The sequence below is a fragment of the Corynebacterium nuruki S6-4 genome, assembly GCF_007970465.1.
Lineage (GTDB): Bacteria > Actinomycetota > Actinomycetes > Mycobacteriales > Mycobacteriaceae > Corynebacterium > Corynebacterium nuruki.
In genome coordinates this window covers 148017-172695 of the sequence record NZ_CP042429.1, presented here as the reverse complement: position 1 = coordinate 172695, position 24679 = coordinate 148017, and the positions used below count along the sequence as shown (strand labels likewise).

Sequence of the window (24679 nt, the reverse complement as noted above, 5' to 3'; positions counted from 1 at the left end):
TAGTTAGTCACTTTCTCCGCTGTCGGCCAGCGCATCCACGCCGCCGACGATCTCTGAGATTTCCTGGGTGATCTTCGCCTGGCGCATCTGGTTCGCCACGCGCGAGAGGTCGTTGACCAGTGCACTCGCGTTGTCCGTCGCCGCCGACATGGCGGTACGTCGGGCGGCGGATTCACTGGCGGCCGACTCCAGCAGGAGTGCGAAAATCGCCCGCGAGACGTACTGCGGCAGCAGCTGCGCGAGCAGCGTGTCCGGGTCCGGCTCGAAGTCGAAGTCCGCCACCACGGAGCCTGCGTCGGAGAGCATGTCCTCGCCGGTGGCGAGGTCGTCCTCGACGCGGGGCTCGATCGGCAGCATGCGGATCGCCTGCGGGGTCTGGGTGAGCATCGACTGGAAGCGCGTGTAGACCACGTGTAGCTCGTCGAAGCCCGGGAGGCCCTGGCCCTCCGGCGCGCTCAGCCCCTCGCGGGGCGGGGTCGTGCCGTCGAGGCCGGCGGTGAAGCCGTCGATGAGGTGGTGGCGCAGATCGTGGCTCAGGGCGTAGTCGGGATCCTGGGAGAATCCGGTCCACGCACCCGCCAGCGGTTCGCTGCGGAAGGAGAAGTAGTCCACGCCCTTGGAACCTGCGACGTAGAGGACGACGTCCTTGCCCTCGTTCTGGAGCTTCTTACGCAGCTCCACGGTGGTCTTCAGCACGTTGTGGTTGTAGCCGCCACACATGCCGCGGTCACTGGTGATCACCAGGATGGCTGCCCGACGGGTCTCGGCGTTCACGTCGAGCATCGGGTGATCCAGGGAGGAGGCCGACGCCAGTCGCTGGACGACCTTGGTGATCTCGTCGGCGTAGGGCTGGGCCGCGGAGACCCGCGCCTGTGCCTTCGTGATCTTCGAGGTCGCAATGAGCTCCTGCGCCTTGGTGATCTTCTTCGTCGAGTTGACCGACTTGATGCGGTCCTTGAGCTCGCGAAGTGTTGCCATCGTTCCTACCTCCCTTCTTCGGTGTACTTGGCCTGGTCAGTCATCGTCGCCCCTACTTCTTGGTGGAGACGGTGATCTGGGCCTGGTCCAGGTCCTTGTCGGCCAGGGCCGCAGGCTCCGGCTCGTTGATGACCGGGGTGCCGTCGGTGGTCTGGAAGCTCTTGGCGAACTCCGTGTTGGCGGCGACCAGGGTCTGCTTCGACTCGTCGGTCAGCGGCTTACCGCCGGCGATCTGGTCGTAGACGCCCTTGTAGCTGGCGTGGAGGTACTCCCACAGCTCGGCCTCGTAACGGCGGACGTCCTGCACCGGGACGGTGTCGAACTCGCCCTCACCGGCGAGGTAGATGGAGACCATCTGGTCCTCGACGGCCTGCGGCTCGGTCTCGTTCTGCTTCAGCAGCTCGACGAGACGCTCACCGCGGTCCAGCTGGGCCTTGGAGTACTCGTCCAGGTCGGACGCGAAGGTGGCGAACGCCTCGAGGTCGCGGTAGGCGGCCAGGTCGAGTCGCAGGTTACCGGCGACCTTCTTCATACCCTTGGTCTGTGCGTCACCACCGACACGGGAGACGGACACACCGACGTTGATCGCCGGACGGACGCCCTGGTTGAACAGGTCGGACTCCAGGAAGACCTGGCCGTCGGTGATCGAGATGACGTTCGTCGGGATGAACGCACCCACGTCGTTCGCCTTGGTCTCGATGATCGGCAGGGCCGTCATCGAACCGGCGCCGTACTCGTCAGACAGCTTCGCCGCGCGCTCCAGCAGACGGGAGTGCAGGTAGAAGACGTCACCCGGGTAGGCCTCGCGTCCCGGCGGACGGCGCAGCAGCAGGGAGATGGCACGGTAGGCCTCGGCCTGCTTGGTGAGGTCGTCGAAGATGATCAGGACGTGCTTGCCCTGGTACATCCAGTGCTGGCCCAGGGCCGCACCGGAGAACGGTGCGAGCCACTTGAAGCCGGCCGAGTCGGACGCCGGGGCAGCCACGATGGTGGTGTACTCCAGGGCGCCGTTGTCCTCGAGGGTCTTGCGGACCGACGCGATGGTCGAGCCCTTCTGACCGATGGCGACGTAGATGCAGCGGACCTGCTTCGTCGGGTCGCCGGAGGCCCAGTTCTCGCGCTGGTTCAGGATCGTGTCGATGCAGACCGAGGTCTTACCGGTCTTACGGTCGCCGATGATCAGCTGACGCTGACCGCGGCCGATCGGGGTCATCGCGTCGATGGCCTTGATGCCCGTCTGCATCGGCTCGTGGACCGGCTGACGCATCAGCACGGACGGGGCCTGCAGCTCGAGGGCACGCTCTTCGTCGGACTCGATGTCGCCCAGGCCGTCGATGGCCTGGCCGAGGGGGTTAATCACGCGGCCGAGGAACTTCTCCCCGACCGGGACCGAGAGGACCTCTCCGGTCCTCTTGACTTCGTCGCCTTGCTTCAGCGACTCGTAGTTACCCAGAACCACGACACCGATGTGGTCGGTCTCCAGGTTCTGTGCGACGCCGATGACGCCGCCGGGGAACTCAAGCAGCTCATTGGTCATCACGGAGGGCATGCCCGAAACCTGGGCAATGCCGTCCGCGGTCATCGTGACCACGCCGACCTCCTCACGGGAGGCCTCCGCGGAAGCGCTTGAGGTGTAGTTCGCGATAGCGCTACGGATCTCATCGGAGGAGATCGTCAACTCCGCCATGTTCTTCCTGCTCTCGGTGTTGTCTTCCAGCATGTACTCAAAATAAGTGGGTCGATCCAGGCTCAGGCGAGGGACCGGCGCAGCCGTTCCAGCTTCCCGGTGGTGCTGCCGTCGATCACTTCATCGCCGACCCGGATGACCGCACCACCGAGGAGGCTGGCGTCAACCTCGGAATGGACGGACATCGCGGAACCGTAGATCTTCTCCAGCTTCTGCTCCAGGACCTGTTCCTGCGATCCGTTCAGCGGTGCGGCGGAGATCACGCGGGCGACGGTCTTACCGTCGAGGGCCGCGGAGAAGACTCCGACCGCGTCAAGGTCCTCGACCGGACGGTCGAGGGGCCGGCCGACCACCTGCAGCGCAAGCGCCTCGGTGATCGCGCTGACCTTGCCGTAGAGGACCTTGGCGAACAGGTCGCGACGGGCGTCCGCAGAGGCCAGTCGGTCGGCCAGGAGCATCTCCAGCTCCGGCTCCTTCTCGAGGAGTCGGGCGAGCTGGTAGAGCTCGTCGTCGACGCGGGCCTTCTGGCCCTGTTCCTGGGCCGCACGCAGCAGGGCGCGGCGGCCCAGCTCGACCAGGCCGTGGCGCAGATCGCGGGTGTTCGTCCAGGTGGCCTTCACGGCCGAGGAGATGATCTCCAGGGTCGTGGCGGACACCTTCGAACCCAGCAGGCTCTCCGCCAGCCCGACGCGACGGTCGGCCGGGATGGTCGTGTCGACCAGGGCCATGCGCAGCGTCCGGTCGGAGTCCAGGAGGTCGGCGACCTCGAAGATCTCCGTACCGGTCTGTGCGCCGAGGGACGCGGAGTCAGCTGCTCCGCGCAGGGTGCCGTCCAGTGACTCGGACAGCTGGTCCAGGGTTGCTCTGCTCGCTGCGTGCACGGGCGTCACTTCCCCGAACCGACGCTGTCGAGATCAGCGAGGAAGGAGTCGATGGTGCCGGAACGCTTGGCCTCGTCGGCCAGGTCGTGGCCCAGCAGCTTTTCGGCGAGGTTGACGGACGTGGTGCCCATCTCCTGCCGGAGCTCGCCGACGACACGCTCGCGTTCCTGCTGCAGGGTCTTCTGACCCTTCTCGGTCTCCAGGTCGGCCTTCGCCTTCGCCTCGGACTGTGCCTCGGCGACGATCTTCTGGCCCTGGGCGCGCGCGTCATCACGGATCTGCGCGGCCTCGGTGCGGGCCTCGGCGAGCTGGGAGTTGTACTTCTCCAGCGCCGCCTTGGCTTCGTCCTGGGCCGCCTCAGCACGCTGGATGCCGCCTTCGATCTGCTCCTCGCGGTCGGCGAGGACCTTCTTGAAGGCCGGCAGCACGAACTTCCAGAACAGCAGGAAGATGATGATGAAGCAGATCAGGGACCAGACGAGGTCGTAGCCGGCAGGCAGCAGCGGGTTGGGGTTGTCGGTCCACTGCTGTGGATCGTCACCCTCTGCCAAAATGAGATAATTCGTCATAGTCTCCAGCTTTCGCTCTTGTGCGTAAGTAAGTGGTCCTGGTACCCGTCACCGGATACCGGGTGCACTAGAACAGGAAGCCGGCGACCAGGCCGATGAGGGCGAGGGCCTCGGTGAAGGCGATACCCAGGAACATCGTGGTGCGCAGCTGGCCGGCCATCTCGGGCTGGCGGGCCATGCCCTCGGCGGTCTTACCGGCGACGATGCCGATACCGATGCCCGGGCCGATGGCGGCCAGGCCGTAGCCGATGGAACCGAGGCCCTTGATCTTGGACTCGGCGTCGTCAGCGAGGAGAAGCAGCTCGTTCATTGTGTTTCCGTTCCTTTTCGTGAATCCGTACCGGGGACTGTGTCGTCCTGTCCGGTAGCGGGGTCAGGTGGGGTTGTGCGTTGTGCCCGTCAGGGATATGTCAGTGCTCGTCCGCGTGGAGCGAGAGCTCGATGTAGACCGCCGTCAGCAGGCTGAAGATGTACGCCTGCAGGAAGATGATCAGCATCTCGAAGAGCATGAATGCCAGGCCGGCGGCCAGGGTTCCCAGCGACAGCACCGTCCAGCCGTTCAGCTGCCAGAAGAAGAAGTTCGTGGCACTGAAGAGCAGGACGAGGATGATGTGGCCCGCCAGCATGTTGGCCATCAGACGGATGGTCAGCGTGACCGGGCGGAGGATGAAGGTGGAGAAGAATTCGATCGGCACCACGAGGATGTGGAGCGCCGGGGGCAGGTTCGGGATGACCAGAGAGGACTTCATGAACTTGCCGAAGCCGTAGCGCTTCACCCCCGCGTAGATCATGGCGATGTAGGCCACAGCCGCCAGGATGATCGGCATGCCGATCCTGGCGTTGGGCGACACGTTGAGGAAGGGGATGACCGACGGGAGGTTGCCGATGAGGACGACGAAGAAGATGGTGGTGATCACCGGCAGGAACCGGCGCCCCTCCTTCTTCCCCAGGATCTCTTCGGCGACGTTGACCCGTACGAAGTCAAGTCCGATTTCCGCCACGTTCTGGACGCCCCGCGGGATGAGCTTCGGCCGGCGCATCGCGACATAGAAGAAGAGCGCCAGAATGACGATCATCAGCAGTCGGATGAGCATGAGCCGGTCAACCGCGAAGAGGCCGCCTGCGAAGTCGTTGAGCCACAGTCCGTCACGGCCGGGGATATCGGCCGTCGGGGACTTGTCTCCACCCGGGAAGAATTCATGCCCCAGGTTGGGCGTATGGAATTCGCCCTCCAGGGCCAAGGTTGTAACGCTCAGCGTTCTCTCCCGAGGTTGGGCCGCGTGATTGTGTCAGGCGCGGTGCGATGGAGGTCGTCAGGTGTACCCGGCCGCCGTGGACTCCGTCGCACATCCGCTCGGTGCCGGGGGAGTTTACCAGGACTGTCCCTGAACACACTGCGGTGAGCACCGGACGCCTGATTACCCTCGTGGAACCTTAGCAGCCTCCCCCCATACCACGCTAACGGGCACCCCCTCCCCCGCGTGGTCGGACATCCCCGGCGCCCGCCGTGTCCGCTTTCCGCGGCAGGAGATCCGCTACCCGACGTAGGTGGTGGTCGTCCGCAGGACGCCCACACTCTCGGTCGCCAGGCCCACGACCAGCGCGAGAATGACCGTGACCGCCATTGCGGTGTGGTCGTAGAAGTCCAAGTCCTTGATCAGCAGCAGAATCACCAGCACGACGATGAACTTGAGCAGCCAGGAGCCCAGCACGACGATCATCGTCGTCTGGGGCGTGGTGTTCGAGGTGAGCAGGACGATACCGACGGTCGCCAGGACGAACCCGCCGCCGATGGCCGCACCGATGAGGACACCCCAGATCCCCGGGAGCTCCCGTGATCCTCCCCACACCGCCAGCGAGATGACGGTGAGGACGAGGATGCCGATTCCGCCCAGCCGCGCGGCCCTCAACAGCGGACGCTGGTGGTCAGCGATGTCGCCGTCGGGTGAGACGTTGATGTCGGGGAGTTCGGAGACCGGAGTGGGTTCCCGCTCGGGGTCCGGTGCGGATTCAGGGGTGTTCTGCTCAGTCACGCTGGACAGCCTAGCCGCCGGATGTCACGCGGCCCGAATCACCGTGACGCCCCCGCATCAGCGGAATCCACGTCACGGTACCGACCGCCACGACGGCCACCACGAAGATGACGACCGCCCAGGTCGTCGGCAGGACGGTCGCCCCGACCGCGCCGAGGGCGACCACCCCGACCCAGGAGTAGAGCACCAGCACGACCTGTTTCTGACTGTGCCCGAGGCGCAGTAGCCGGTGGTGGAGGTGCTTCTTGTCCGGGGAGAACGGGCTCTTGCCCGCCGCCAGACGGCGGACAACGGCGAGCACCAGGTCCAGCAGCGGGATGGACAGTGCGGCGACCACCACGAGGATCGGCGACAGTAGGGCGACGAGGTCCGCGGTGCCGTACAGGGACATGTTGATCCGCCCCGAGGCCGAGACGCAGGCGGCCGACAGCAGCAGGCCGATGAGCATCGAGCCGGAGTCCCCCATGAAGATCCGGGCCGGGGAGAAGTTGTGCGGCAGGAACCCGGCACAGACCCCCACCAGCACCGCGGAGATGATCGCCGGCGGGTAGGCGCTGACGGTCCCGCCCTGGTCGTGGAGCACCGTGAGCGAGTACACCAGCAGCGTCCCGCCGCCGATCATCCCGAGTCCGGCGGCGAGCCCGTCGAGACCGTCGACGAAGTTCATCGCGTTGATGATCGCGACCGTCAGCACCGCAGTCAAGACGGTTGACTGGACCTGGTCGAGGATCAGGGTGGTCCCGTCCCCCACCGGCCAGACGATGAGGTACCAGGACAGGCCGGCGATACTCATCACGACCGCGCCCACGACCTGCCCGCCGAGCTTGAGGACCCAGGAGATGTCCCAGAGGTCGTCGATCACCCCGACCACCACGATGACGAAGGCGGCCGCCATGACCGCCGTCATGTCGGGTGTCACCGGGGGAAAGCCACGGTTGAGCGCGGGCAGGTTGGACGCCGTGAGCACGGCGAAGATCACGCCGGTGAACATCGCCACCCCGCCGAGACGCGGGGTCGGTACCGTGTGCACGTCGCGGGCGCGCGGGGCCGACATCGGGCCGAAGCGGACCATGAGCATCCGGACGATGCCCGTCGTCAGGTATGTGGCGACCAGGCCGACGAGCAGGACGAGGGCGAGCTCCCGGAACGGGATGCCCACCCCCGCCGAGCCCGCGGCCAGTACCGACACCGCCATCGCCGCTACCGGCCGTCTTCCCCGCGCAGCGATCCGGCGGACAGGCCGAGCACCTCGCCGACCTGTTCGGCGGTGATGGCACCCTCCCGCAGGATGCGCGGACGGGCGGCCGAGAGATCGACGATCGTCGAGGCCGTCCCGATCGTCGCCGGGCCGCCCTCCAGGTACACCGCCACATTGTTGCCCAGCATGGCCTCGGCCTCGGCCGCCGACCGCGCCGGCGGGTTCCCGTGGGTGTTGGCGCTCGACAGTGCCATCGGGCCGGTCTGCTGCAGCAGTTCCACCGCCAGCGGGTGCGCGGGCATGCGCAGGGCGACGGTGCCCCGGGTGTCCCCCAGGTTCCACGGCAGGCTGGGCGCCTGATGGGTCACGATGGTCATCCCGCCGGGCCAGAAGGCCTCGACGAGACTGCGCATCCGCGCATCGTTGTCGCGGACGAGTCCGGCGACCGTGTCCCAGGAGCCTACGACCACCGGGACCGGCAGGTCGGGGCCCCGGTGCTTGGCCCGCAGCAGTGCGGCTACCGCGCCGTTGTCGAAGGCGTCCGCCCCGATACCGTAGACCGTATCCGTGGGGATGACGACGAGCCGGCCGGCCTTCACCGCGGCGACGGCGGCGGCCAGTCCTTCTTCTCTCCCCTGGGGGTCGGTGCAGTCGTAGGTCTGCGGCACGGTCTCTCGTCTCCTGGTTCGGCGTAGGTTGTCGGCGGGTCATCGACCGACTGTCGGCGGTTCGCCGGCTCAGTCGTTACAGATTCTTGATCTTAGTCGGACGGTACCCCGGATCACGGCGCACCCGCCCGGAGACGAAGCGGTCCCGCCCCGCGAAGTCACGGTGCTGGCGGGTCTGCCCCACCCCGGCGTCCTCGAGCAGTGCACGGACCTGCGGCCCGGTACTGTCGTCGTGCTCCACCGCCACCTCGGAGGTCGGCGCCGCAGCCAGGGTGATCACCTGGGCCAGCGGGCGCATGAGTTCCAGCCCGTCGGCACCGGAGAACACCGCCTCCGCCGGATCCGCGGCCACCTCCGGGTCGACCGGGGTCGTCGAGGGAACGTACGGCGGGTTGGAGACGACGATGTCCGCCGCCGCGACCAGCCCCAGCCGGACCAGGTCCCGGGGGCCGGAGACGTCGGCCCGGTGGAAGTCCACCGTGACCTTCGGGTCGATGTCCCCCCGCTCCACCCAGTCGGCGAGGTTGCGGCGGGCGTAGTCCAGCGCGGTCCGGGACTTCTCGAGTCCGATGACGTGGAGGTCGAGGGTGTCCGTCAGCCCCCGCCGGGTGGCCAGGCAGGCGACGCCGAGCGCGATGGTGCCCGGACCCGAGCACAGGTCGAGCACAGTCACGCGGGGCCCGGTGAGCCGGGCCGCCAGGCCGTCGCCCTGCGGATCGTCCTGCCGGGCAGCGGCCCGGGCGGCTAGCTTGTCGGCCGCCCACTCGATGAGCAGGTCGGTCTCCGGCCGGGGTATGAACACCCCCGGCCCGACCGCGAGGTCGACACCGACGACCGGGGCCGTGCCGAGGATGAGCTGCAGCGGTTCCCGCTGCACCCGACGGTCCACCAGCCCGTCATAGGACCCGGGGGCGGCGTCCCCACCGCGCAGGACAAGATCGGTGACCGAGGTCTCCCGACCGGTCTCCCGGGTCAGGGCGGCAGCCATGAGGGCGCGCGCGTCATGGCCGGCGGAGGGGACGCCGGCGGCTGTCAGCGCGGCAGCCGCCGCGCGCACCGCCTGGGAGACGGTCCGCTGCGGCGGCTGCCGGTCAGCGCTGTTCGGGCTGTGAGAGCTGGGCGTCGTGGACAGAGTGTCAGTCCTCCGCCTCGAGCCGCGCGGCGCGGTCTGCATCGTGCAACGCGGTGAACAGGGCGTCCAGGTCGCCGTCGAGGACGGCGTCGAGGTTGTTCGCCTTGTAGCCGATGCGGTGGTCGGACACGCGGGACTCCGGGAAGTTGTAGGTCCGGATCCGCTCCGAACGGTCCATCGTCCGGATCTGCGCGTGACGGCCCTCCGCGGCCTCGGCCTCGGCCTCCTCCTCCTTCATCTGCTGGAGGCGGGCGGCGAGGACCTGCATGGCGCGCGCCCGGTTCTGGATCTGCGAGCGCTCCTTCTGACAGGTCACCACGATGCCGGTCGGCAGGTGGGTGATGCGCACGGCCGAGTCTGTCGTGTTCACACCCTGACCGCCCTTACCGGAGGACCGGTACACGTCGACCCGCAGGTCCTTGTCGTCGATCTGGACGTCCTCGACCTCGTCGGGCTCCGGGTAGACCAGCACGCCCGCGGCGGAGGTCTGGATCCGGCCCTGCGACTCGGTGACGGGGATGCGCTGCACCCGGTGCACGCCGCCCTCGAACTTGAAGACGCTCCACGCACCGTCGCGCGACGGGTGCTTCGACCGGATCGACATGGTCATGTCCTTGACACCGCCGAGGTCGGTCTCGTTGACGTCGAGCACCTCGCAGGTGAAGCCGTGCCGCTCAGCGTAACGCTGGTACATCCGGGCCAGTTCACCGGCGAACAGCGCGGCCTCCTCGCCACCGGCACCGGACTTGATCTCCATGACGACGTCGTCGCCGTCATGCGGGTCACGGGGTGCGAGCAGGTCGGTGAGCTTCTCCTCGAGGCCGGGGATCTCCGCGGCGAGCCGGTCGGCCTCCGCGGCGAAATCCGCGTCCTCGGACGCCATCTCGGCCGCCGCCTCATGGTCCTCCCGCGCCTGGGTCAGGGCGTTCCAGGTCTGGATGACCGGCTGCAGTTCGCTGTACCGCTTCGACACGCGGCGGGCCGCCGCGGCGTCATTGTGCAGGTCGGGGTCGGCGAGCTGTGCCTCGAGTCCCTGGTACTCCGAGAGGATGTCGTCGACCTTCGACGGGGACGCTGCCAGATCACTCATCGTCGTCGCCACCTGCCAGCGGTGCCGAGGACGCGATCTGCATCATGAACTCACCGTTGGACTTCGTCTTCTTCAGCTGCTTGAGCAGCAGGTCGATGGCGGCCTGCGGATCCAGGGCGGACAGGATGCGGCGCAGCTTGTGCATGAGGCGCGCCTCCTCCGGGACGAGCAGCAGTTCGTCCTTGCGGGTGCCCGAGGGGTTGACGTCGACGGCCGGGAACATCCGGCGCTCGGCGATCTTGCGGTCGAGTTTCAGCTCGGCGTTGCCGGTGCCCTTGAACTCCTCGAAGATCACCGTGTCACCGGCGGAGCCGGTCTCCACCATGGCGGTGGCGATGATGGTCAGCGACCCGCCGTTCTCGATGTTGCGGGCGGCACCGAGGAAACGCTTCGGCGGGTAGAGGGCGTTCGAGTCCACACCACCGGACAGGATGCGTCCGGAGGCCGGTGAGGAGTTGTTGTACGCCCGGCCCAGGCGGGTGATGGAGTCCAGCAGGACCACGACATCCTTGCCCTGCTCCACCAGCCGCTTCGCCCGCTCGATGGCGAGCTCGGCGATGGCGGTGTGGTCGCTCGGCGGACGGTCGAACGTCGAGGCGATGACCTCGCCCTTGACCGACCTGGACATGTCCGTGACCTCCTCGGGACGCTCGTCGACGAGGACGACCATGAGGTAGCACTCCGGGTTGTTCGTCGCGATGGCGTTGGCGATGTCCTGGAGGATCGTGGTCTTACCGGCCTTCGGCGGCGAGACGATGAGCGCGCGCTGGCCCTTGCCGATCGGCATGATGAGGTCGATGACGCGGGTCGTGAGGACCTTCGGCTCGGTCTCGAGACGCAGCCGCTGGTTCGGGTACAGCGGGGTCATCTTGTGGAAGTGGGGCCGCTGGGCCGCCTCCTCCGGGGTGAGACCGTTGACGGTCTCCACGCTGTTCAGCGGGGTGTACTTCTGCCGGTTGCGGCGTCCGCCACCGGCCTGCTGCTTGGCACCCGGCCGGATCGTGCCGGTGACCGCGTCGCCGTGACGCATGCCGTACCTGCGGACCATCTGGATCGGGACGTAGACGTCCGTCGGACCGGCGTGGTAGCCCGTCGTGCGGATGAAGGCGGTGTTCGCGTCGGCGAAGTCCAGGATCCCGGCCACCGGCGTCGTCTCGACCTGGTTGCCCTGGGAGTTGCCGTCCCTCCGGTCGCGGCCGCCCCGGTTGTTGTCCCGGTTCCCCCGGTTCCCCCGGTTTCCCTGGTTGTTGTCCCGGTTGCCGTCACGGCCACCGCGCCCCTCGCCACCGTCCCGGGCACCGTTCTGGTTGCCCTGGCCGTTCTGGTTCCCCTGGCCGTCGCGCCCCCGGTTGCGGCGGTTGCGGCGGTTACGCCGGCTGCGGCGTCCACCCCCCTGCCCGTCCCCGGACTGGTCGTCGTGCGCGTCGTGACGGTTGTCTCCGGCGGTGTCGTCGCTGTGCATTGTCCGGGGCTTCTCCTCTGCCGGGGCCGCTGCAGCCCCCGTGTCCGGTGTGCTGTCGGTGGTCGCGGGAGCGTTGTCCCGGTTCTCCTGCGGTCCGGTCGTCCGGGCCGGTTCGGGCGCGGACGCCCTCTCCTGCTCCGGTGCGGTCTGTGCCGGCGCACTCTTCGTCGGTGCGCTCTGTGCCGGTGCGTTCTGTACCGGTGCACTCTTCGCCGGTGCGCCGCCCCCGATGCCCGCCGCGCTGATCGCGTTGATGAGGTCCCCCTTCCGCAGACCGGATGTCCCCCGCAGTCCCTGCGAGGAGGCGATCTGCCTGAGCTCCGTCAGCTTGAGGCTGGCGAGCCCGTCATTCTGCGCCCTGGAGACAATGTCAGGCAAAGTCACAGGTGTCCTTTCGGTTCACCTTCCGTCGCCGACAGGTGCCGGCAACAGCCGGAAAAGTCCTCGGAGGATCCTGCACAGGATCCTCCGGCACCCGGGGTACCCGGTGGCTCCGTCCATGACGGAACTCACCCGGAAAGGAGGAAGGTGACGTGCTCTCGTTGAGTCGTCGGATGGTGAAAGCGGTATCCGGGCCGGGGAGGTGGAATCCGTCCCCGTTCGCGGCCGCATGGCCGTCGTCGCCCGTGTTTCCCGATGGACCGGACACTGCCCGCCGTGCAGTCATGGCGACGGCAGTGATCGAATCTCGCCGCCATGCTACCACTGTGTCCGCCCCCGTCCACCAATCCGGTACACACACGGCCTATCCTTGGCGGTCATGGTGGACAACACGCGCCCGGCCCCCGCCCCCTCGACAATGCAGGTCATTCCGCTGTCGCTCGCCCGCCTCCTCGAGTACGGCCGCACCGTCCACGCCAGGACGTCGGTCACCACGTACTACCGCGGCGCCGTCGGGCCGGAGACCAGCACGTTCGCCGAGGTCGGGGCACGGGCCGCCGCCCTCGCACACGCGCTCCACGACCGGGCGGACGTCGCCGTGGGCGACCGGGTCGGGTCCCTGATGCCCAACACCACCGAACATCTCGAGACACTGCTCGCCGTGGGGGCGATGGGCGCGGTGTTCCAGCCGCTCAACCCCCATCTCACCGGCGACCAGATCACCCACGTGATCAACCACGCCGACGACCGCGTCATCGTCGTGGCCGCCGGCCTCATCGACGTGCTCCTGCCGCTGCTGCCCCACTGCCCCGACGTCCGCACCATCGTGTTCACCGGTGCCGGACGCCACACCGGGACCACCGTCGGCCAGCTGCGCGACCGGCTCACCGACCTGGGCCGCCCCGACATCCGGGTCCTCGACTACGAGGAGTGCCTCGACGGTCGCCCGACCAGCTACCCGTGGCCCGAGCTGCCCGAGACCGCCCCGGTGGCGATGTGCTACTCCACCGGAACCACCGGAGAGCCCAAGGCCGTCGTGTACTCCCACCGCTCGGTCTGGCTGCATTCGATGAACCTGCGCACCGCGGACTCCTTCGACATCCGCAACGGCGAGAGCTTCCTGTGTCTGGTGCCCATCTTCCACGTCCTGAGCTGGGGCGTCCCGTTCGCGGCGTTCATGTCCGGCACCCCGCTGGTGTTCCCCGGCGGGGACGCCAGCCCCACCCACCTCGCCCATGTCATCGAGGACGCCATGCCCCGCAAGGCCCACGGCGCCCCCACGGTCTGGACGCAGCTCATCGTCCACTACGAACGCAATCCCCCGACGAAGATGAGCCTGCAGGAGATCATCTCCGGCGGATCCCCGGTCCCCCCGGCGCTCATCGACGCCTGGGAGGAGCGGTACGGCGTGGACGTCGTCCACACCTGGGGCATGACCGAGACCGGCCCGGTCGGTACCGTCGCCCGCCCGCCGGCCGGCGCCGGTGGGGCCGCCCGCCGCCGTTACCGGGACAGTCAGGGCCGCGTGCCGGCCGGGATGGCGATCCGGATCGTCGACGACCGCGGACACGTCCTGCCAGCCAACGACCGCTCCAGCGGGGAGATCCAGGTGCGCGGCAACACCGTCACGGCGTCCTACCACCATTCCCCCACCGAGGACGGGGACGGCCCCGCCAGCGTCTTCCGCGGCGAGTCCGTCGCCGCCGGTCATGACGGCGCTGACCGGTTCACCGACGACGGGTGGCTGCGCACCGGGGACATCGGGACCATCACCGGCGACGGCTATCTCACGGTGCAGGACCGGCAGGCCGACGTCATCCGGTCCGGCGGTGAATGGATCTTCTCCGCGACGCTGGAGAACATCGTCATGGAGTCCCCGCTCGTCGCCGAGGCCGCGGTCATCGGCATCCCCGACGAGAAATGGGGCGAGCGGCCGCTCGCGGTCGTCGTCACCGGGCCGGGGGTGCCCCGCACCCGGGACACGCTGGCGGCGATCTCGGCGACGGTCGCGGAGAAGGCGCCGCTGTGGATGGTGCCGGAGTACTGGACGATCGTCGACGGCATCGACCGGACCTCGGTGGAGAAGTTCGACAAGAAGGATCTGCGCGCCCACCAGGCCCGCGGCGACTACGAGGTGGTCCGGCTCCCCCGCCACGACGATGTCGCCGACGTCGGCGGACCGGCGGGCGGTGCAGCCCCTGCTGACCCCGGCAGCGGCGACCCCACCGCCGACTGACCGGTCAGCGCACCTCGACGGCGCGGTCAGCGCACCTCGACGGAGACCCGGTCCCCCACCCCGGTCTCCAGCACCCGCAGTCCGCGGGACCTGGCCTCGTCGAGCAGTGCAGGGTCCACCGGGGTGGTGGACAGCACCATCACCGTCGGGCCCGCACCTGAGACGAACGACGGGTAGCCGAGGTTGCGCAGGCGGTTGACCCACTCCGTGGTCACCGGCAGCACCTCCGCCCGGTACGGCTGGTGGAGCCGGTCCCGGGTCGCCTCCCAGAGCAGCTCGGGGTGCCGGCTCAGTGCCACCGGCAGCAGGGCCGCGCGGGAGACGTTGAAGCGGGCGTCGAGGTGCGAGACATCGCTGGGCAGCACCCGGCGGACCGCCTCGGTCGAGGCGTGGAAGTCGGGGATCAGCGCCGTCACCCGGATATCGGGGTGCACCGGCACGTCGACGGCCCGGTACTCCGGGGCACTGCGCCCGTCGACCGGAATGGTCGTCCAGGACACGATGCCGCCGCCGAGGACGCTGGCCGCGGCGTTGTCGGGGTGTCCCTCGAACGAGGCGGCCAACTGCACGAGCCGGGCATCGGAGAGGGCGCCGGTCGGATTCTGCGGCGTCGGGTCCGCGGCCAGGCCGGAGGCGGCGGCGACCCCGCCGACCGCGGCGGCGGCCGAGGAACCCAGGCCGCGTGAATGCGGGGTGGCGTTGTGGCAGGTCACCCGCAGTCCGCCGACGGTGACGCCGGCCTCCCGCAGGCCTGCGCGCAGGGCGCGGACGACGAGGTGCCGTTCATCGAGCGGGACCTCGCCCTCACCTTCACCGGAGACGATGACCTCGAGTCCGGCGGGGATGATCTCGGCCTCGACCGTGTCGTGGAGGCCGACGGCCATGCCGACCGAGTCGAAGCCCGGCCCGAGATTGGCGGTGGATGCCGGCACGGTGACGCGCACGGCCCGCCCGACCGGCAGGTTCACCGGATTCTGTGCTGTCGCGCTCATGCCAGGTCGAGTGCCTCGGCCACCGCGTTGGTGTCCACGTCGATCAGTGTGGGCTCGCCCATGACGCTCAGGGCCGTCGTCGGGTCCTTGAGTCCGTGACCGGTGACGGTGCAGACGATGCGCTTGCCCTCGGGGATCCAGCCCTCGGCGTGGGCGGCGAGGACGCCGGCGACGGAGGAGGCGGAGGCCGGCTCGACGAACACGCCCTCGCGCTCGGCGATGAGGTGGTAGGCGGCGAGGATCTCGTCGTCGGTGGCGGCCCGGAACTGTCCGCCGGACTCCTCCTTGGCGGCGACGGCCTGGTGCCAGGAGGCGGGGTTGCCGATGCGGATGGCGGTGGCGATGGTCTCCGGGTTGAGCACCGGCTCACCGTTGACCAGCGGGGCGGCGCCGGCGGCCTGCACACCGAGCATGACCGGGCGCTGCGAGGCCAGGCCGGCGTCGGCGTACTCGCCGTAGCCCTTCCAGTAGGCGGTGATGTTGCCGGCGTTGCCGACCGGGAGGGCGTGGATGTCCGGGGCGTCGCCGAGGGCGTCCACGATCTCGAAGGCGGCGGTCTTCTGGCCCTCGATACGCATCGGGTTGACCGAGTTGACCAGCGCGATCTCGGGGAAATCGGTGGTGGTCTTGCGGACCAGTTCCAGGCAGTCGTCGAAGTTTCCCTTGACCTGGATGATCCGGGCGCCGTGCATGACGGCCTGCGAGAGCTTGCCCTGGGCGATCTTGCCCTCGGGGATGAGCACCGCGCTCTTGATGCCCGCGCGGGCGGCGAAGGCCGCGGCCGAGGCGGAGGTGTTGCCGGTGGAGGCGCACATCAGCACCTTCTTGCCGGCCTGGACGGCGTCGGTCACTGCGACGGTCATCCCGCGGTCCTTGAAGGAGCCGGTCGGGTTCGCGCCCTCGACCTTCAGCCAGACGTCACACCCGGTCAGTTCGGAGACGTGGTTCGCGCGGATCAGCGGGGTGTCGCCCTCGTAGAGGGTCACCGGCTCCCAGTCCGCGGCGAAGGGCATCCACTGCCGGTACTCGTTGATCAGTCCGGTCCAGTGGTGGAGCACCGGAGTGTGCTTGTCGGTCATCAGTTGCCTTCCATTCGGATAACGCTACGGACGTTCTTCACCGCGTCGAGGTTCTTCAGGGCGTCGACGGTCTCCTCCAGGTCACGCTCGGTGGCGTGGTGGGTGATGACCACGAGGCGGGCGCTGTCGTCGCCCTCCTCCTGCCGCACCGTCTTGATCGACACCCCGTTGGCGGAGAAGGTCGAGGCGACCTCCGCCAGCACACCGGGCCGGTCCTGCACGGTCATGTCGACGTGGTACCGGGTGCGGACCTGGCCGAAGTCGGCGATCGGCAGGTTCGCGTAGGTGGACATCCCCGGCGCCCGGCCGCCGTGGACGACGTTGCGGGCGGCGGCGACGACGTCACCGAGGACGGCGGACGCCGTGGGCGCGCCACCTGCCCCGTTGCCGTAGAACATGAGCCGGCCGGCGTGCTCGGCGATGACGAAGATCGCGTTGAAGGACTCGGAGACGGTCGCCAGCGGGTGGTCACGCGGCACCAGGGCCGGGTAGACGCGGGCGGAGATGGACTCGGCACCGTTGTCGTCGACGAGGCGCTCGCAGATCGCCAGCAGTTTGATGGTGCAGTTGGCGGACCGGGCGGCGGCGATGTCGTCGGAGGTGATGTTCCGGATCCCCTCGCAGTGCACGTCGTCGAAGGAGACCGGCGAGTGGAAGGCGAGGTTGGCGAGGATGGCGGCCTTGCTGGCCGCGTCATAGCCGTCGACGTCGGCCGAGGGGTCGGCTTCGGCGTAACCGAGCTCGGTGGCCTCGGCGAGCATCTCGTCGTAGGAGGCGCCGCGCTTGTCCATCGCGTCGAGGATGAAGTTCGTCGTCCCGTTGACGATGCCCATCACGACATTGACCTTGTCCCCGGCCAGCGACCGGCGCAGCGGGCCGACGACCGGGATCGCGGCGGCGACGGCCGCCTCGAAGAACAGGTCGGCGCCGGAGGAGTCCGCCGCCTCCTGCAGCTCGTTGGCGTGGGCGGCGACGAGCGCCTTGTTCGCGGTGACGACCGACTTGCCGGCCTTCAGTGCGGCCAGGACGACGGTGCGCGGGTAGTCGATCCCGCCGATGACCTCGATGACCAGGTCGATGTCGTCCCGGGTCGCCAGGCCCATCGCGTCATCGGTGAGCAGTGCCGGGTCCACTCCCTCGCGCGGCCGCGAGAGGTCCGAGACGGCGATGCCGCGGACCTCGAGGCGTCCGCCGATACGGGCGGTGAAATCGGTCTCCGCCTCACCGAGGATGCGGAGCACCTCACGACCGACGGTGCCCATGCCCAGCAGGGCGACGCCGACGGTGTGGTTCCCCGAGCCGGTCGCGTTGTTGTTCTGATCAGCCATTGTTCTCCCGTGAGGTTGCGGTCGCGTACGAGGGTTGCTTTCGTCCGATGATAGACGAGGGTCAGTCGGCGAATTCTTCGAGGGCCATGACGTCCGCCACGGTCTCGCGGCGGATCATCAGCCGCGCGGTGCCGTCCCCGACGACCACGACCGGCGGCCGGGTCATCATGTTGTAGCGGGACGCCATCATGTAGCAGTAGGCGCCGGTCGCCGGAACGGCCAGGATGTCACCGGGGGCGATGTCGGAGGCCATGAGCGCGTCATTGATGAGGATGTCCCCGGACTCGCAGTGGCTGCCCACCACCCGGGACGCGACGAGATCCCCGGTGGCGAACCGGTTCGCCAGCCGGCAGTCGTACTCCGCCTGGTAGAGGGCGGGGCGGATGTTGTCGCTCATGCCGCCGTCGACGGAGATGTAGCGGCGGACCGTGTCATCGGAGGTGTGGACGTCCTTGACGGTGCCGACCCGGTAGAGGGTCACCGTCGACGGTCCGACGATCGCCCGGCCGGGCTCGACGTTGACGACCGGGGTCGCCAGACCGTATTCGGTGGCGGTCTGCCGGACGCGGCGCAGCAGGTCGGCCGCCACCGTCTCGACGTCGAGTTCCTCCTGGTCCGGCGTGTAGGCGATGCCGTATCCGCCACCGAGGTCGAGGACGTCGAGGGCCGCGGCGGCGTCCTCGGTGCCGTGGTCGGCCAGCAGCCTGGACCACAGTCCGAGCAGCCGGTCGGCGGCCAGGCCGAATCCGTCGGCGTCGAAGACCTGGGAGCCGACGTGGCAGTGCAGTCCCCGCAGCCGCAGTCCCGCGGTCCCCATCACGGTGAGGCAGGCCTGCTCGGCCGAGCCGGAGGCCAGGGAGAAGCCGAACTTCTGGTCCTCGTGGCTGGTGGCGATGAATTCGTGGGTGTCGACGTGGACACCCGGCTTGACCCGCACCAGGACGTCCTGGGTGCGGCCCAGCTCCGTGGCGACCGCGCTGAGGCGTCCGATCTCCTCGGACGAGTCGATGACGATGAGCTCGGCGCCGGAGGCGACGGCCAGTTCCAGGAACGCGGCGGACTTGTTGTTGCCGTGGACCGTGATCCGGTCGGCCGGGAACCCGGCGGCCAGCGCGATCTCCAGCTCACCCTGGCTGGCGACGTCGAGGGCCAGGCCCTCGTCGTCGACCCAGCGGCAGACGGTGCGGGACAGGAACGCCTTCGAGGCGTAGTGCACGCGGCGGCCGCCACCGAACGCGGTGGCGAGACGACGGCACCGGGCGCGGAAGTCGCCCTCGTCCATGACGAACACCGGGGTGCCGAACTCCTCGGCGAGGGCGGAGACCCGCACCCCGCCCAGGGTCAGCTCGCCGTCGGCGAGCCGTCGTGCGGACGCCGGGAACACGTGTGCCGGCAGGGCGTTGAACTCGTCCAGGGTGTCGGTCCGCTTGCGCAGCGGAACCTCGGGCAGGTGCACCTCGGGGTCCATCAGGTCACATCCTCTCGGGGGCGGAGACGCCGACGAGTCCCAGCGCGTTGGCCAGCACCACGCGGGACGCCCGGGCCAGGGCCAGGCGGGCCAGGTGGACCGGGGCCAGCTCATCGGTCCCCTCGTCGGTCTTCTTCGGCAGGATCTGGCAGACATCGTAGAACCGGTGGAAGGTCCCGGCCAGGTGCTCGGCGTAGCGGGCGATGCGGTGCGGCTCGCGCAGCTCCGCGGCGGTGGCGACAACCCCGGGGAACTCGCCGAGCGTGCGGATCAGGTCACCCTCGCGCTCATGGCTGAGCTGGGAGAGGTCCAGTTCCGACAGGTCCGTCGGCAGTTCCACACCCTGGTCGGCGGCCTTGCGGGCCAGCGAGCACAGTCGGGCGTGGGCGTACTGGACGTAGAAGACCGGGTTGTCGCTGGTCTGGCTGGTCCACAGGTCCATGTCGATGTCCAGCGAGGAATCGACCGAGGAACGGATCAGGGAGTAGCGCGCGGCGTCCACCCCGATGGCCTCGACGAGGTCGTCGAGGGTGATGACGGTCCCGGCACGCTTCGACATCCGGACGGCCCTGCCGTCCCGCACGAGGTTGACCATCTGCCCGATGAGCACCTCCACCTGGTCCGGGTCGTAGCCCAGGGCCGCGGTGGCTGCCTTCAGCCGGGAGATGTAGCCGTGGTGGTCCGCGCCGAGCATGTAGATGCACAGGTTGTGGCCACGGTCGATCTTGTCGGCGATGTAGGCGATGTCGCCGGCGATGTAGGCGGCGTTGCCGTCGGACTTGATGACGACCCGGTCCTTGTCGTCACCGAACTTCGTGCTGCGCAGCCACCAGGCACCGTCGGCCTCGTAGAGGTTGCCGTTGTCCTTCAGCGTCTGGATCGCCCGGTCGACGGCACCGGACTCGAACAGGGAGTTCTCGTGGAAGAAGACGTCGAACTCGGTGCCGAACTCGGCGAGGGTCCGCTTGATGTGGGCGAACATCAGCTCCACGCCCTCGGAGCGGAAGAGCTCCTGGACGGCGGCGTCGTCCCCGTCGGCCCAGTCGGGGTTCGCGGCGATGACCTGGTCGGCGATGTCCTTGATGTACTCGCCGCCGTAGCCGTCCTCCGGGGTCGGCAGGCCCTTGGCGGCGGCCACCAGGGAGCGGGCGAAGCGGTCGATCTGGGTGCCGTGGTCGTTGAAGTAGTACTCGCGGGTCACCTCGGCACCGCGGGCGACGAGGATGCGGCCCAGCGAATCGCCGACGGCCGCCCAGCGGGTGCCGCCCAGGTGGATCGGGCCGGTCGGGTTCGCGGACACGAACTCGAGGTTGATCTTCTGCCCGGCGTATTCGTCACCGGCGCCGTAGGTGTCGCCGGCGGCGAGGATCTCGGGGACGAGGCGGGCCTGTGCGTCCGCGGCGAGGCGGATGTTGATGAAGCCGGGGCCGGCGACGGTCGCCTCGTCGATGCCGTCGGTGGCGGCGAGTGCCTCGGCGAGCCAGGTGCCCAGTTCGCGGGGGTTCGTGCCGGCCTTCTTGGCGGTCTGCAGGGCGATGTTGGTGGCGTAGTCACCGTGCTCGGGGTTGCGCGGACGCTCGACCGTCGGGCTGTCGGGGACGACGGAGGCGTCGAACCCGTGGTCGGTGAGAACGGTCCGGGCCGCACCGGAGATGATGACGGAGAGGTCTGCTGGAGTCACAGGGTCTGAGGATACCAACGTGCCACGCCCCGGACCGCACCGCACCCGGACCGCATTCCCCGGGAGCCGACGGCGACCCCGCCGGACGCCCGCGAGGTGCCGCCGGGGCGGGGGTTGCGGCGCGCTCTGCAGGGGGTTTGCAGATCGCGGCGATCACGGTGTTATAGTTTCGTCATTGCCTCCGTAGCTCAGGGGATAGAGCACTGGTTTCCGGTACCAGCGGTCGGACGTTCGAATCGTCTCGGGGGCACGCAGTATGTGAACCGTCGGTCTCAGACCGGCGGTTTTCTGCATGTCCGGGGTCCCGAACTGAGGGTTAAGGGTTAATGGTCAGAATGTGTGCTTTTTACCGGCGTGTCACCGGCTGACCCGGCCGGAGTTGTCCCGAGCTGACCCGATTCTGCGTTTCCGGTCCGACGGAACTGACCGATCCGGGTCAACTCGGTCACCACGACGTCCTCGGGATGGCCGGCCGGTCGGTGGCAGCGCAACCGTCGGCATGGCAGGCCAAAACGCCGCTCACCACCGTCTCCGGCGTAGTTTTGGCCTGCCAGCCGAACAGGTGCGCTGCCGGACCGGACGCCGCGGCCGGGTTAATAGTCAGAATGCGTGTCCCCCGAGCCGGTTGTGCGACATGTCGACGGTGTACCGAGCTGACCCGGTTCGGACGATTCAGTCCGCCGGAAACGGCGGAATCGGGTCAACTGGGGGCACCACGGCTCCACTGGGGGCGGGAGGCCGGGTCCGCAGGGGCCCGCGGGCGGGAGGCCGGGTCCGCCAGCGCCGGCTCTTCCGGGGTCCCGGCCCCGCCTCTCCCCCGCGCCGCCACTTCCGGCGGGTATTCCGAGGTGAACGGCGGATACTGCTCTCCCTGTCACCGTTGGTCGGGTTGAAGCGGTGTCTCCCAGTGCAGTATCTGCTGTTCACCACGAGCCGCCGTGGTGGGGTCGTGAGGCGGCGGGGCAGGGGCGCAAGTTTGGTCTGCCGACCGAAAGGTTGGCCTGCCACCCCGCCCTGCCCCTCCGCCGCCGGACAGGGCGCCCGTTCCGGCTATGCCCCGGCGCGCACCTGCTCCATCGGTACGAACTCTGCCCCCGCAATGCCCTCGAACCGGGCGACATCACAGGTCAGCACGATGATCTGGTGGTCCCGGCCGAGGGCGTCCAGCACCAGGTTCATCCGCCCGATACGGCCCCGGTCGGAGAAGCCCAGTGCGTCGTCGATGAACACCGGGACCGCATCGCCCCCGCCGACGAGGTCTGCCACCGCCAACCGGGTGAGGACGGAGAGCTGCTCCCGCGCTCCCCCGGACAGCTGGGCGGTGTCGAGCGACACGCCCTGGAAAGAGCGCCTGGCGACCGTGAGATCGGCGTCGAACTCGAAGTCGACCGGCGCCCCGTAGAGCGTACGGGCCAGCTTCTCGAAGGTCCCGCGGAACGGTGCCTCATAGCGTTCCCGGGCGGCGGTGAGAGCCTGCTGCACCGTGGTGTGCAGCAGGTGGGCCGCGGCCGCCTGCCGCTCCACCCGTCGGGCCTCACGTTCCGCACGTTGCCGCGTGGTCCGGGTCTCCGCCAGATCCTCGGCGACACCGCCGTGCTGGCTCAACTTCCCCGAGGCCTCCGACAGTGCGTTACCCGTCGCCACCGCCCGCTCCCGGAGCCGGCGGACGCGGACCGCGGCGGCATCGGCGAGCGCGGCGAGATCGTCGACATCGACGTCCCCCGCCTTCTCCTCGGCGGCGGTGCAGGCCTCCTCCGCGTCCTGCACCGCGGCACGCCGCTCGTCGACGACCCGGTCGAGGTCACTGTCGGGGGTCTCCTCCCGCGCCGCCTGCAGGGCCGCCGACAGCCGGTCGCGGACCGAGACCGACCGGGCGAGTTCGCGTCGCCGTCCTTCCAGCCGCACGACGGCCCCGGCCCGGGTGGCCGTGTCGAGCTCCTCCTGCAGCGACTCCGCCCGGCGCGCTGCGGCGTCCGACAGCGACCGCAGATCATCGGCGGTGGCGGAGACTGATTCCGGGTCGGTGACCGCGCCGACCGGGATGCCGTCGACGCCGACCTCGTCGTCCGGATCCTCCTCCCGCAGCCGGTCGAGGGCCTCGGTCATGTCCTGGGCCGCCACCCCGACCTCGGCGGCCGCCCGGTCCCGGGCCGCGGCAAGCTCGGCGACCGTCCGGTCTCCGGTCACCTGTGCCAGCGACAGCCGGAGTTCGCGCAGTTCCTCCTCGAGGACGCTCCGGCGCCGGCCGAGGTCCTCTGCCGCAGACACGTCCGCGGCTCCGAGTGCTGTGAGCCGGCGGTTGTGGTCCGCGGTCGCGCGGTCGACGTCGTCGTCGGCCTCGTGGACGTCCCGGGCGGGGATGACGGTGACGGTGTAGTCCCCCAGCTGCAGGTCGCGCCGTGCCGTGGCGTGGACGGTCGCGCTGCCGGCACCGTCCTCCCCGCTGCCGTCGAGGTCGAGCGGGACGCCGTCGACCGTCGCCCTGCCGTCGACCGGCCCGCTGACGTGGACGGTGGTCGATGCGGTGTTCCGGACCGTCACCGCCTGGGCCAGTCGTTCCGCCGACCGGCGCAGGTCCTCCAGTGCCTGCGGTGTCGCAGGATCCGCCCGCAGGGCACGGTCCCGGTCGTCGACCGCCGCGCTGATCTCCGCCGCTCTGTCGCACCGGCCGGTCAGGTCCGCCAGTGTGCCGGCGTGCTCCCGGTGCCGCTGCCGGGCGGCGAGCCAGGTGCTCCAGGCCCGGGCCACCCAGGATTCCCGACGCGTCGCGGTGAGCCGGGTGCGCAGTCCTTCCGACCGGGCCTGTTCCTCCTCGGCTGCCGTGACCGCCCGCTCGACGGTCGCCGTCAGTTCCTCAACCTCCGCATCCGCGTCTGCCAGGGCCCGGATCTGGTCGGCACGGGCGTCGCGGCGCTGGTCGGCGACCTGCAGTCGCTCCCGGGCCGCGGTCAGGGCACTCCGGTGACGGTCGAGTTCCTCGGCCGCCCGACGTCCGGCGGCCAGCGACTCGGCCGCGTCCCCGGCCGCCCGGACGGCACCGGGTTCCTGCCGGGCGATGTCGTCCTTCTCCCCGCGCAGCCGTTCGAGGTCGGCGATGATCCCCTGCGCCCGGTCGTAGCGCTGCCGGGCACCGTCCTCGGCGTCGATGGCCTCGGCGAGGGCGGCGCGGGCCGTCCTGAGCTCGCGGGCCGGCTGGCCGGTCTTCGTGTAGTAGCGTGCATTTTCCTCGGCGACCGCGCCGATGAGCGCGGCCGCCCCCTGGTCGTCGCCGCTCCCGGCGCCCGCACCATCGGCGGTGTCGGCACCATCGGCGGTACCGGACACCGCGTCGTCGTCACCGAGAGCCTGCTCCAGTGACCGGATACCGGCCGCGGCGAGGATGTCGAGGCTCTCCCCCTGGTCGATGGTGAGTGCCTTGAGCAGACCCGTGTCCACCTCGGTGGACAGCAGACTGCTGAACCGCTCCGCGGCCTGTCGGCCGGTGAGGTTCTCCCGTCGTGGTGAGGTGACGACCAGTTCGCAGCCGCCGGATCCCTTGTTGAAGCTCTTCGTCACGGTCAACCGGTGGTCACCGACGGTGAGCTCGGCGCTGATGGTGGAGGCGACGTCCTGTGAGGCGCTCTTGAGGTCCCTGACCCGTTTCGCCTTCGAGCTCACCGGAACCTCCGACAGCAGCAGCCGGAAGGCGGTGAGCAGGGTGGTCTTGCCCATCTCGTTGGGGCCGTGGACGACGACCACCCCGGACGGCGGGAGGTCGAGGTGGGCGTGGTCCACCCCGGCGACATGGTCGAGGGTGAGTGAATGGACGGTGAGCAC

Annotated in this window: 19 protein-coding genes and 1 tRNA gene; 2 read left to right on the top strand and 18 right to left on the bottom strand. The window is 69.3% G+C overall.

The window, feature by feature from the left end:
* Nucleotides 1-3 precede the first annotated feature (3 nt).
* The 12 genes from FSW06_RS00810 to rho form a co-directional block, all read right to left on the bottom strand.
* A complete protein-coding gene (locus tag FSW06_RS00810; RefSeq protein ID WP_010119240.1) occupies nucleotides 4-978 on the bottom strand; it encodes a F0F1 ATP synthase subunit gamma in 975 nt (324 codons plus the stop codon).
* A gap of 52 nt (nucleotides 979-1030) precedes the next feature.
* Nucleotides 1031-2665, bottom strand: a complete 1635-nt coding sequence (gene atpA / locus FSW06_RS00805; protein ID WP_010119242.1) for a F0F1 ATP synthase subunit alpha — start codon at nucleotides 2663-2665, stop codon at nucleotides 1031-1033.
* A gap of 62 nt (nucleotides 2666-2727) precedes the next feature.
* Nucleotides 2728-3546: a F0F1 ATP synthase subunit delta gene (locus FSW06_RS00800; protein WP_010119245.1), complete on the bottom strand. Its 819-nt coding sequence runs from the start codon at nucleotides 3544-3546 to the stop codon at nucleotides 2728-2730.
* 5 nt (nucleotides 3547-3551) lie between these two features.
* Complete coding sequence (locus FSW06_RS00795) at nucleotides 3552-4115, bottom strand: F0F1 ATP synthase subunit B (RefSeq protein WP_029448994.1); 564 nt, start codon at nucleotides 4113-4115, stop codon at nucleotides 3552-3554.
* Between the two features lie 67 nt (nucleotides 4116-4182).
* Nucleotides 4183-4425 (bottom strand): ATP synthase F0 subunit C, encoded by a 243-nt coding sequence (locus FSW06_RS00790; protein ID WP_010119249.1) that lies wholly within the window; start codon nucleotides 4423-4425, stop codon nucleotides 4183-4185.
* Between the two features lie 100 nt (nucleotides 4426-4525).
* Entirely contained in the window at nucleotides 4526-5350 is an 825-nt protein-coding gene (gene atpB / locus FSW06_RS00785) for a F0F1 ATP synthase subunit A (protein WP_029448995.1), read from the bottom strand.
* Nucleotides 5351-5650: 300 nt separating this feature from the next.
* A complete protein-coding gene (locus tag FSW06_RS00780; RefSeq protein ID WP_010119253.1) occupies nucleotides 5651-6148 on the bottom strand; it encodes a Cg1360 family ATP-synthase-associated protein in 498 nt (165 codons plus the stop codon).
* A 10-nt stretch (nucleotides 6149-6158) separates the two neighbouring features.
* Nucleotides 6159-7343, bottom strand: coding sequence for an MraY family glycosyltransferase (locus FSW06_RS00775; RefSeq protein WP_010119255.1), 1185 nt, complete (start codon nucleotides 7341-7343; stop codon nucleotides 6159-6161).
* A gap of 5 nt (nucleotides 7344-7348) precedes the next feature.
* Nucleotides 7349-8014, bottom strand: coding sequence for an L-threonylcarbamoyladenylate synthase (locus FSW06_RS00770; RefSeq protein ID WP_010119257.1), 666 nt, complete (start codon nucleotides 8012-8014; stop codon nucleotides 7349-7351).
* 76 nt (nucleotides 8015-8090) lie between these two features.
* Entirely contained in the window at nucleotides 8091-9071 is a 981-nt protein-coding gene (locus FSW06_RS00765; RefSeq protein WP_010119259.1) for a N5-glutamine methyltransferase family protein, read from the bottom strand.
* A gap of 79 nt (nucleotides 9072-9150) precedes the next feature.
* The gene (gene prfA / locus FSW06_RS00760; RefSeq protein WP_029448999.1) at nucleotides 9151-10227 is read right to left on the bottom strand and encodes a peptide chain release factor 1; all 1077 of its coding nucleotides are present in this window, start codon (nucleotides 10225-10227) and stop codon (nucleotides 9151-9153) included.
* 1 nt (nucleotide 10228) lies between these two features.
* Complete coding sequence (gene rho, locus FSW06_RS00755) at nucleotides 10229-12076, bottom strand: transcription termination factor Rho (RefSeq protein ID WP_010119263.1); 1848 nt, start codon at nucleotides 12074-12076, stop codon at nucleotides 10229-10231.
* A 382-nt stretch (nucleotides 12077-12458) separates the two neighbouring features.
* On the opposite strand from rho, the gene FSW06_RS00750 reads away from it, so the two are divergent.
* The gene (locus tag FSW06_RS00750) at nucleotides 12459-14315 is read left to right on the top strand and encodes a long-chain fatty-acid--CoA ligase (RefSeq protein WP_010119265.1); all 1857 of its coding nucleotides are present in this window, start codon (nucleotides 12459-12461) and stop codon (nucleotides 14313-14315) included.
* 26 nt (nucleotides 14316-14341) lie between these two features.
* Here the strand turns inward: FSW06_RS00750 and thrB are convergent, their stop codons facing one another.
* From thrB to argS, 5 genes are all read right to left on the bottom strand, one after another.
* Nucleotides 14342-15307 (bottom strand): homoserine kinase, encoded by a 966-nt coding sequence (gene thrB / locus FSW06_RS00745; RefSeq protein WP_010119268.1) that lies wholly within the window; start codon nucleotides 15305-15307, stop codon nucleotides 14342-14344.
* Entirely contained in the window at nucleotides 15304-16386 is a 1083-nt protein-coding gene (thrC, locus tag FSW06_RS00740; RefSeq protein WP_010119270.1) for a threonine synthase, read from the bottom strand. Before thrC ends, thrB begins: the two co-directional genes overlap by 4 nt.
* Nucleotides 16386-17714 carry a homoserine dehydrogenase gene (locus tag FSW06_RS00735; protein WP_010119273.1) on the bottom strand — a complete coding sequence of 443 codons (1329 nt, stop codon included), beginning with the start codon at nucleotides 17712-17714 and terminating at the stop codon, nucleotides 16386-16388. Before FSW06_RS00735 ends, thrC begins: the two co-directional genes overlap by 1 nt.
* A 61-nt stretch (nucleotides 17715-17775) precedes the next feature.
* Entirely contained in the window at nucleotides 17776-19182 is a 1407-nt protein-coding gene (gene lysA, locus FSW06_RS00730) for a diaminopimelate decarboxylase (RefSeq protein ID WP_010119274.1), read from the bottom strand.
* 4 nt (nucleotides 19183-19186) lie between these two features.
* Entirely contained in the window at nucleotides 19187-20863 is a 1677-nt protein-coding gene (argS, locus tag FSW06_RS00725) for an arginine--tRNA ligase (protein WP_010119275.1), read from the bottom strand.
* A gap of 177 nt (nucleotides 20864-21040) precedes the next feature.
* Between argS and FSW06_RS00720 the strand changes: the two genes are divergently transcribed.
* A tRNA-Arg gene (locus tag FSW06_RS00720) sits at nucleotides 21041-21113 on the top strand.
* 800 nt (nucleotides 21114-21913) lie between these two features.
* Here the strand turns inward: FSW06_RS00720 and FSW06_RS00715 are convergent.
* A complete protein-coding gene (locus tag FSW06_RS00715) occupies nucleotides 21914-24679 on the bottom strand; it encodes an ATP-binding protein (RefSeq protein ID WP_010119276.1) in 2766 nt (921 codons plus the stop codon).

Coding starts and splice junctions, on each gene's coding strand:
- FSW06_RS00810 (WP_010119240.1), bottom strand. CDS start 978: ATGGCAACACTTCGCGAGCTCAAGGACCGCATCAAGTCGGTCAACTCG.
- atpA (WP_010119242.1), bottom strand. CDS start 2,665: ATGGCGGAGTTGACGATCTCCTCCGATGAGATCCGTAGCGCTATCGCG.
- FSW06_RS00795 (WP_029448994.1), bottom strand. CDS start 4,115: ATGACGAATTATCTCATTTTGGCAGAGGGTGACGATCCACAGCAGTGG.
- FSW06_RS00790 (WP_010119249.1), bottom strand. CDS start 4,425: ATGAACGAGCTGCTTCTCCTCGCTGACGACGCCGAGTCCAAGATCAAG.
- FSW06_RS00775 (WP_010119255.1), bottom strand. CDS start 7,343: ATGGCGGTGTCGGTACTGGCCGCGGGCTCGGCGGGGGTGGGCATCCCG.
- FSW06_RS00750 (WP_010119265.1), top strand. CDS start 12,459: ATGGTGGACAACACGCGCCCGGCCCCCGCCCCCTCGACAATGCAGGTC.
- thrB (WP_010119268.1), bottom strand. CDS start 15,307: ATGAGCGCGACAGCACAGAATCCGGTGAACCTGCCGGTCGGGCGGGCC.
- thrC (WP_010119270.1), bottom strand. CDS start 16,386: ATGACCGACAAGCACACTCCGGTGCTCCACCACTGGACCGGACTGATC.
- FSW06_RS00735 (WP_010119273.1), bottom strand. CDS start 17,714: ATGGCTGATCAGAACAACAACGCGACCGGCTCGGGGAACCACACCGTC.
- lysA (WP_010119274.1), bottom strand. CDS start 19,182: ATGGACCCCGAGGTGCACCTGCCCGAGGTTCCGCTGCGCAAGCGGACC.